General features: G+C 69.8%; 8 protein-coding genes and 1 pseudogene. 7 read left to right on the top strand and 2 right to left on the bottom strand.

All coding sequences use genetic code 11. The annotated features are described in order from the left end of the window. Window positions 1-15: 15 nt before the first annotated feature. Entirely contained in the window at window positions 16-1,299 is a 1,284-nt protein-coding gene (locus AB0F88_RS26820; RefSeq protein WP_362689562.1) for an MFS transporter, read from the bottom strand. A gap of 42 nt (window positions 1,300-1,341) precedes the next feature. Here AB0F88_RS26820 and AB0F88_RS26815 point away from each other — a divergent pair, with 42 nt between their 5' ends. Beyond that, on the top strand, window positions 1,342-1,509 hold the full coding sequence (locus AB0F88_RS26815) for a hypothetical protein (RefSeq protein ID WP_362689559.1): 168 nt from the start codon (window positions 1,342-1,344) through the stop codon (window positions 1,507-1,509). 633 nt (window positions 1,510-2,142) lie between these two features. On the opposite strand, the gene AB0F88_RS26810 is transcribed toward AB0F88_RS26815, so the two are convergent. Beyond that, window positions 2,143-2,352 carry a hypothetical protein gene (locus tag AB0F88_RS26810; RefSeq protein ID WP_362689603.1) on the bottom strand — a complete coding sequence of 70 codons (210 nt, stop codon included), beginning with the start codon at window positions 2,350-2,352 and terminating at the stop codon, window positions 2,143-2,145. Between the two features lie 120 nt (window positions 2,353-2,472). Here AB0F88_RS26810 and AB0F88_RS26805 point away from each other — a divergent pair, with 120 nt between their 5' ends. The 6 genes and pseudogenes from AB0F88_RS26805 (at window position 2,473) to AB0F88_RS26780 (ending at window position 6,046) form a co-directional block, all read left to right on the top strand. Beyond that, entirely contained in the window at window positions 2,473-3,288 is an 816-nt protein-coding gene (locus AB0F88_RS26805) for a glycerophosphodiester phosphodiesterase family protein (protein WP_362689556.1), read from the top strand. A gap of 201 nt (window positions 3,289-3,489) precedes the next feature. Next, entirely contained in the window at window positions 3,490-4,173 is a 684-nt protein-coding gene (locus AB0F88_RS26800) for an SAM-dependent methyltransferase (RefSeq protein ID WP_362689553.1), read from the top strand. A 344-nt stretch (window positions 4,174-4,517) separates the two neighbouring features. Continuing rightward, window positions 4,518-4,640: pseudogene (locus AB0F88_RS26795) on the top strand (transposase); the annotation flags it as partial. A 43-nt stretch (window positions 4,641-4,683) separates the two neighbouring features. Beyond that, window positions 4,684-5,439 carry a DinB family protein gene (locus AB0F88_RS26790; protein ID WP_362689550.1) on the top strand — a complete coding sequence of 252 codons (756 nt, stop codon included), beginning with the start codon at window positions 4,684-4,686 and terminating at the stop codon, window positions 5,437-5,439. A 42-nt stretch (window positions 5,440-5,481) separates the two neighbouring features. Continuing rightward, window positions 5,482-5,688, top strand: coding sequence for a hypothetical protein (locus tag AB0F88_RS26785; protein ID WP_362689547.1), 207 nt, complete (start codon window positions 5,482-5,484; stop codon window positions 5,686-5,688). A gap of 166 nt (window positions 5,689-5,854) precedes the next feature. After that, window positions 5,855-6,046, top strand: coding sequence for a hypothetical protein (locus tag AB0F88_RS26780; RefSeq protein ID WP_362689544.1), 192 nt, complete (start codon window positions 5,855-5,857; stop codon window positions 6,044-6,046). Window positions 6,047-6,426: the final 380 nt, after the last annotated feature.

The following is a 6,426-nucleotide window of genomic DNA, read 5'->3' as shown; positions in this document are numbered from 1 at the left end:
GTACACTTCGCCGGACTACGTCGCCGTGGTGGAACCGGTCTCCGCCCGCGACGGCCCTGGCTCCTGCGAGCCGGCCGGCAGGGTGGTGTCGGCGACGCGCATGCTCACGAGACAACCGCACAGGGCCAGCACGGCCGCCCCGGCGACGATCGGAGCCCGCGGCCCCATCGCATGGGCGACCGCGCCGGCGATCGGGGCGCCCAGCGCGCTCGCGCCCACGACCAGCATCTGGGTGGCCATGGACACCCGGCCCAGCAGTGCGGTGGGAACCGCCGTCTGGCGCAGTGACACCACAAGGAGCGCCCATACCGCGTTCACGACCCCGAACCCCAGGCTGAACAGGCACGCCACGAATCCCGAGGGGGCGACTCCGATGCCGATGCCCACCAGTCCGATTCCCAGGAGTCCGAGGCGGAGCAGCCTGCTGGTCCTGACACGTGACACCAGGTAGGGGGACACGGCTGCCCCGATCAGGCCGCCGACCGCGAACGCGGAGGTCAGCACGCCGTAGCCGAAACTGGACAGGCCCAGGGACTCGTGAGCGAAGAGCACCAGAACGGCCATCACCCCTCCTATCGTCATGTTGGTCAACACGGTCAGGAGGAGAAGCCGGTTCAGCAGCGGGTGACGGATCAGCCAGGCCACGCTCTCGGCGATGTCACGGCCCCAGGCCGCGGGGCCGCCCGCGGGGGTGTCGCCGCGGCGCTGGAGAGGGCCCGGCATTCGCATGACGAGTACGGCGGCGATCGCGAAGGTGGCGGTGTCCACGATGAGCGGAACGGCGGGAGAGATGTCGAAGAGGAACGCACCGACCGGCGTGCCGAGCAGTCCTCCGGTCACCAGCACGCTGATCTGCAGCCGGGCGTTGGCCTTGGGAAGCATGCCGGGCTCCACGATGGCGGGAACCATCCCCGCCCAGCCGCCGTTGAAGAACACCTGCCCGGTCGCGAGAAGGAATCCGGCGGCGACCACCACACCGAGCGCCAGGTCCTGGGTCGCCACGACGACCGTGAGAGCGCCCATGAGAAGGGCGCGCAGGCCGTCGACGATCCACAGGATGCGGCGACGGTCGACCCGGTCGGAGAGCACCCCGGACGCCAGGCTGAACAGCAGGAACGGCAACTGGCCCGCCAGCGCCACGAGCGCGATCTGCCGCGCGTCGTCGGTGATCTGCGCCGCGAGCAGCGGCAGGGCGACCGCGCGCATACCGTCCCCGATGCTGGAGATGGTCACCGCGGCCCAGATCCAATGGAAACGTGGCCCCAGCCGGGCCCCGGCCGTCGGCCGACTGAAGATCATTTACTTGCCTTGGGTACGGGCGGCGCGTGGGCCGGTGAACGAGTGATCGACGAGCGGGAGAGGGCACACACGCCCAAGCCGCTCGCCGCTCCGGCATCGAAGCCGTGGCCCCGTATGCCGGAGCTCGCCAAGGTCCGTGATCAGGAGGCGTTGTCCATCTGGGCGATCGAACTCCTGGGACACATGTGGGGCCAGGATCTTTCGACGTGATCGGGGCAGCTCACCCGGTCTGCCTCACCGAAGACGGCGGCCCGCCCCGCGGTCACGACGAGGAGGATCGGTCACGACGAGTACCGCCCCTCGTCGTGACCGAGCACGACACATGAGGCGTCGGGATCCTCGAAAGGGTTGGTCACGGTGATCCCCCGATCACTAAGGGACGAACAGCGGAAACGGCAGCCGCCAGGGCGGCCGACCACGCGAAAGCGCCTGGGCAGGATGGGGCTTCCGGCCTCCCTACGATGAACCGGTCAGGTGATGATTCGCTTAACAGGAGGCGACGCCTGAGCGAGTTGATTCCGATGTTTCTGTGGGATAGATGGCTTCCCGCGTGTCGCATGCGCCTGACTCGCAGGGAAATCGCTCATTCGGGGGCCACGCCGACGCGGATGCCGGTGGTGAGGACGCAGGCCGCCAAAGCGGGGTCAAGGTCGGCCAGGGGGGATGGCCGAGGAACTCGGCCATCGGGACACGGCTCGGGCGGACCAGAGGGCGGCCTCGGCGAGGTGAGCCGGCGTGTGGTTGTGGACCTTGCGGCTCGCCACCGGCCATCCCACGGTCAGCAGGGCCTGGATCGATGGTGGCTACCATCGCAACAACCCGCCGCCTCACCAGAGAAAACCCCTAAAACCGGCGCGGAACCTGGCGGATGACGAAGCGGGTGCGCTGCTCGGCGCGTGAGACCGAGAACCAGAGCTTGACCAGGTGCAGGCCCGGGTCGATCAGCATCTGCTCGAAGCGCGGGACCTGCCGCAGAAACTCCAGGTACTGCTCGGTCGTTCGGTTTTCCGTGCCCCTCTCCCCCGCCGGGCCATAGCGACACGCGCGGCACAGCGGTGCCGAGGCGATTGCTCATCTGCCCGGCATCGGCCAACCACTCGCATGTCAACTCGATGTCATGAACGCGGGTCAGATTCAGGGTCGTAGGACGTTCCCCGGATGTCGAGGAGACCCATGTTCCGACGACTCGGCCTCGCCGTCATGACCACGCTGGCGGTGCTGGCGGCGGTCGTTCCCTCGGCCGCCGCGCAGCCGCCGGCCCCCACCACGGTCGCCCACCGCGGGGCATCGGCGTACGCGCCGGAGAACACCGTCGCGGCCTTCGAGCTGGCGGACGCGCAGGGCGCCGACATGTTCGAGCTCGACGTCCAGGAGACCAAGGACCACGAGCTGGTCCTGATGCACGACACGACACTGGCCCGCACCACCAACGCCGAGAGAGTGTTCCCCGGCCTGGCGCCCTGGAGGGTCGGCGACCTCACCCTCGCGCAGATCCGCAGGCTGGACGCGGGCTCGTGGTTCGACGCGAAGTACAAGGGCGAGCCGGTGCCCACGCTCGGAGAGACCCTGCGCGCGATGAGCGCGAGCCGGCTCGGCCTGCTGCTGGAGATCAAGGCGCCGGGGCTCTACCGGGGCATCGAGACCCGCGTCGCCGACGAGCTGCGACGCCACCCCTCGTGGCTGGGGCCCGGACGGCTCGTCGTGCAGTCGTTCGACTGGAACTCGATGCGCACGTTCCACCGGGTCATGCCAGGCGTCCCGATCGGCCTGATCGGCACGCCCGCGATCGCCGACCTCCCGCGACTCGCGAGGTTCGCCGACCAGATCAACCCGCCCTACAACGAGCTCACCCCCGAGTACGTCAGACGCGTCCACCGCCACCGCATGGAGGTCTTCACCTGGACAGTGGACGACCCGGCGACGATGCGGCGCGTGACCTCCTACCGGGTGGACGGCATCATCACCAACAAACCCGACCTGACGCCCTGAGGGGGCGGACCACCCACCCGGCTCCTCGTGACGACGATCCCTCCGGCCGGGACTCCCCGGATCCCCGGCCACGGGACGCCGACCGGCGCAAGGGCCGGGGAGATGTCTCCCGGTGTTCACCCCGGCCAGGTGACGGCGGTGGCCGCCCTGTTGGAAGCATGAGCCCGAGAGACAGGAAACCACGACACTGGAGCACGCACGGTGACACCGACCAACCCCGCCGCCGACGCCTCCGGCGGCACCTCCCTGCTGCGCGAGTTCCTCCGGTCCCCGCTGCTGACCGCCACGGTCGCCCCGAGCTCGCGACGGCTCGCCGCGCAGATGGTCGTGCCGATCCCCGAACGCGGGGAGCCGACGGTCGTCGAGCTGGGACCGGGAACCGGCGCCTTCACCCGGGTCATCCAGGATCGCCTGGGGGGCAGGGGCCACCATCTGGCCGTCGAGCTCAACCCGCGCCTGGCCGTGCTCCTCGGCCGTCGCTTCCCCGGCGTGGAGGTCGTGCACGCCCACGCGGCGGAGCTGCCCGGGTTGATGGCCGAGCGCGGCCTGTCCGCCGACGTCGTGGTCAGCGGCCTGCCCTGGGTCGCGTTCCGACCGGTGGCAGGCGCCCGGCTGCTGCCGCTGGTGGCCGGCTCCCTGTCCCGGGACGGGGTGTTCACCCAGTTCGCCTACCGCTGGACGCGATGGGCGCCACCCGCGCGAGAACACCTCCATGATCTTCGTACGACCTTCGAGGAGGTCGTGCTCAGCCGGACGGTGTGGCGCAACCTGCCCCCCGCCCTGGTGTACCTCGCCCGCTGCCCCCGGCAACGGCGCGGAGAGGATGCCGACGAGCCGGTGACCGTTTCGACCTCCGTCTCCCGCCCAGGCCCTTCGCACCACTAGAGAGACGCGAGGCGGTCACAGACCCGGGACTGAAGCCGCCGAAACGGGCCTGGAGAAACTCGCCCCTGGTCACGCTGGTCACGCTCACCGCCCGGTAGAGCGGCTTGGCCACCTCGTACAACCGGGTGCCCAGCGGATCAAGCTGAGCGAGCGGTTCCTCGCGGGCGCGGCGCTCCCGATCGCCTGCACCGCGTGAGTGCGCAGGAGCGAAGCAGGCCCGCGCACGCCTCCAGGTTGACGGCAAGCAGACCCAATCGCCTGCAAGGACATGTCTGCGCTGCAATCCACTGCCCCTGGAAGCGCCTTCGGCCTCCTTGCCCCGAATCGATATCGAATACCCCTAAATCTCTGGTTCAGTGCAACGGATCGAGCCCCTGCTGCCCGCGACCGACGGCAGGGGGCGTCCCTGGCGTGACCACCGCGAGGTCATCAACGAGATCTTGTGGCGGTTGCGAACCGGATCGCCCTCCAAAGGTGGCGCGGGCGGGGCGGGTGCGGAAGACTGCCTCGATGGCTGCTGAATACGCCCAGAGTGACCAGTTCCGTGGTGCCCGCATCCACCTGTGCGACCTTGCCGGTCTCGAGATCCGCGATTGCGAGGTCAGCGGCCTGAAGATCGTCGACTGCTACGGGAGCGACGTCTACCTCGGTGGCGACTTCGCGCGTCTCGTCGTCAACGACGTCGACGTGACCGCCTACGTCGAGGCCGAGCTCGACCGGCGCCACCCCGCGCGGGTGCTGGCGCGTGAGGCCGCGTCCCCCGACGACTACCGGGCTGCTTGGGATGCCATCGAGGCGCTGTGGGCGGCGACACTCGACCGCGCCGGGCTGTTGCCCGAGGCCAAGCTCCACGAGCGGGTCAACGGCGAGTGGTCGTTGGTCGAGACCCAACGGCACCTGCTGTTCGCCGGCGATGCCTGGCTCGGCAACGCCGTGCTGGAGGAGGAAGCGCCGTACCACCCGTTGGGCTTCCCTTCCGGCGGGATGCCGCCCGACGCGGCGGCGAAGCTCGGTCTCACCCTCGAAGCCACCCCGACGCTCGACGAGGTGCTCGCGCCGCGGCTCGCCCGCATGGCCACGATGCGGCGTGTCGTCGACGGGCTCACCGAGGCCGAGCTCGATCGGGTATGCGCTCGCAGGCCGGCGGACCCGTATCCCGATCAGGAGTACGTCGTGCGCCGCTGCCTCAAGGTGGTGCTGAAGGAAGAGGCCGAGCATCACCGTTATGCGGTGCGCGACCTCGCCGTGCTCGAGGCCGGTGCCTGAACCGGCGCCGACCCGGCCGGAAACGACCTCCAGCCGCATTGCGTGCCGCTGGGACGGTCATCTGACGGTCACGTCGACCACAAGACCACGCTGAAGCGCCCGCCCTCACTCTCCCCGGTCGCCACCCAGCCCGAACTGCCCGCGCCGACGACGGAGACCCCGACCGAACGCCCCAACGTGGTCGACAAGCCGCGCCCCGAGCCTGACCCCGACGCCCTCGCCGTCGCCCAGCCCCTCGCCGTCGCCTAGCCCCTCGCCGTTCCCAAGCCCGAGCCCGACGAAGGTCAGGGAGCCCGACCCCAGCACGGCCGAAGGCCTGTGCGGGGCCGGGTTCACCGTCGTCGACCGGCATCGCCGGCAGAGCGGCCGGGCCAGCGCCTATCTCCTGTACGAACAGGCGACCGGCCTCAACTGAGTGGCCACCCTGTCGAAGAACGTCATCCCGGGCACCACCCAGACGGGCGCCCCGCTGCGCGTGCAGAAGGGCGCCCCCGGTAACGGCTGGGGCCGCCACACCGCCTACGCCGGCCCGATCCGCCTCCTGGCGAAGAGGAAGCGCGTCGTCCGGGGCGGCGACTTCGCCAGGGCGGCGTGGCAGGGCGGCTGACCCACCGCGGCTAGACCCGCTTCTCGTGCCAGGTGTAGTAGAGGTAGGTGCTGCCGGGCCCGGTCAGCGTGCCGTAGACCTGCCAGAAGCTGTTCGGGGCGAGCGAGAAGCGGAAGACCTTGTCACCGGACGAAGGCGGTCACCTCCTGGGGCAGGTTGACCACGTCGCACGCGTTGCCCTGCTCGTCCAGCAATGGAGCGTTGGTGATGTTCCAATATCGCTCCTGCACATGTCCCGGCCTGCCAGGACATGTGCAGGTCATAACGGTGCGGCGGCATGATGTCGATCGTGGCCTCGGTAGGAGCGTTGACGGGGTGATAACCCGCCAGGTGGTCATGAATGGTCACCGGCCGGGCCAGAACAATCTGCTCAGATCGAG

This window comes from Streptosporangium sp. NPDC023963 (assembly GCF_040639135.1).
Lineage (GTDB): Bacteria > Actinomycetota > Actinomycetes > Streptosporangiales > Streptosporangiaceae > Streptosporangium.
This window is presented reverse-complemented; position numbering and strand designations above follow the sequence as displayed.

What these genes read in the sequence shown, in the direction of transcription:
- AB0F88_RS26820 (WP_362689562.1), bottom strand. Translation starts at nt 1,299, where the DNA reads ATGATCTTCAGTCGGCCGACGGCCGGGGCCCGGCTGGGGCCACGTTTC.
- AB0F88_RS26805 (WP_362689556.1), top strand. Translation starts at nt 2,473, where the DNA reads ATGTTCCGACGACTCGGCCTCGCCGTCATGACCACGCTGGCGGTGCTG.
- AB0F88_RS26790 (WP_362689550.1), top strand. Translation starts at nt 4,684, where the DNA reads ATGGCTGCTGAATACGCCCAGAGTGACCAGTTCCGTGGTGCCCGCATC.